General features: G+C 59.5%; 1 protein-coding gene, 1 tRNA gene and 1 pseudogene. 1 reads left to right on the top strand and 2 read right to left on the bottom strand.

Translation table 11 applies throughout. The features are described from left to right. The first annotated feature begins 149 nt into the window (after window positions 1-149). Window positions 150-224, top strand: a tRNA-Val gene (locus B1991_RS07960). Window positions 225-468: 244 nt separating this feature from the next. On the opposite strand, the gene B1991_RS07955 is transcribed toward B1991_RS07960, so the two are convergent. Further along, window positions 469-1071: a YajG family lipoprotein gene (locus tag B1991_RS07955; RefSeq protein ID WP_136258192.1), complete on the bottom strand. Its 603-nt coding sequence runs from the start codon at window positions 1069-1071 to the stop codon at window positions 469-471. 81 nt (window positions 1072-1152) lie between these two features. Continuing rightward, window positions 1153-1411 (bottom strand): annotated as a pseudogene (locus B1991_RS07950) (phage tail tape measure protein); the annotation flags it as partial.

Genomic DNA, 1411 nt, shown 5'->3' with positions numbered 1-1411 from the left:
TAGTCCCCTGGCTGGCGCGCGAGCCAGCGCGCGTGCTCGACACGGAGATACAGCCCCCGGTCCCGGCCACGCCCCCACCGGCACCGCCGCAGCGTTCGCGCGATGGTTGACCGACCCGGCATGTATCCCTAAAATTGCGCGTTCTCGGCGGGCGATTAGCTCAGCGGTAGAGCACTGCCTTCACACGGCAGGTGTCGCAAGTTCGATCCTTGCATCGCCCACCAATGAATTCAACGACTTAGGCCACTCTCCGGGGTGGCCTTTTTCGTTGTACGGACGCTGATACGGAAACAGAAAAGAAAACGCCACCATCGCGGGTGGCGTTGCCCGGTCGTCGGTTCGCGCCTGACTTCCATTGTCGGCAACGCCTGACTCTCATCGGCGGATTGCCGGACTCGCGAGCGAGATCAGGATGCATGGCACCGAACGGCGCGTCTGTAGGGCAACGCCGTCCCCTCGTGTGCGGCACTATTCCACGGTCAGCATCTTTTCCTGAAACCGCTTGGAGAAATCCTCGATGGCCCGATTTATTGCAACCTCCCAGTTCTCCGGCTTCACGACTTGAAAGACGTTCGTGCCGTGTCCCGTAGCCTCGAACGATTGCACAGACGCCCCATCGCGGATCGTGACCTTAGTTGAAATATCGGCCACCATCTGTTGGCTGTAGGAAATAGCCCGAAGGAGACTGAAGGGCATTTCTACGCTAAACCGCGTGATGTCGATCTCAATACGGGGAACATCAGCGGTAGCGTCAGAGACAACTTTGTATCCCATGGTTCGCAACGCCTGGGTAACCATTTGGCGCCCCAAGCTCGCCACGGTCTCCTCGTCAAGATCAACCGCCGTGCCGTTGCCTCCGCGACCCACGCCACCAACATTGCGCGGCCGGTCGGAAGGGGCGAGCGCAAGGTTGTCCAACGGCGTGCGCGAATCGGTCACCGCCCGAATCACGATCGGCCTTCCATCGACAGGGTTGATGTGTGCCGTTGGCAGAGTCGGGTGGATCGTTTGGTGTTTGATTCCACACCCGGCGAGCAAAAGCACCGCACATGCGGCAAAAAGCCACTTCATATCGTTCCCCTATTTGTTGTTCCCGCATCGTAGCGGCGCGGTGTGCCCCCGCCGCAACGATAACTCCATAATGCAGCGGATTTACGGTTGTCGCATTCTCCACAATTGGCCGCCTTGCCGTGATTCGCTGGTCATCACTTCGCGCACCTTCGTTTCAATCATCTTGCCGAGTTGGCGAGCAGAATCCGCGTTGGTATCGCCAGTGGTGTCGGACTTGGAATTGCCGTTGCCGTCCACGGTGACGTTCGTATTGATGACGATGTCACCTTGCGCGCCCATCGACTTCACGCCGAGCTTGCCGTCACTGCCGCGAGACAGTGGCATGATGGCCTCGGGACCC

The organism is Rhodanobacter lindaniclasticus, from assembly GCF_004799035.1.
Classification (GTDB): Bacteria; Pseudomonadota; Gammaproteobacteria; order Xanthomonadales; family Rhodanobacteraceae; genus Rhodanobacter; species Rhodanobacter lindaniclasticus.
Note: the sequence above shows the minus strand (reverse complement) of the source record. Positions and strands in the feature narration are given on the sequence as shown.

Bases quoted from the DNA above. Each gene is read 5' to 3' on its own strand.
- B1991_RS07955 (WP_136258192.1), bottom strand. From the start codon at position 1,071: ATGAAGTGGCTTTTTGCCGCATGTGCGGTGCTTTTGCTCGCCGGGTGT.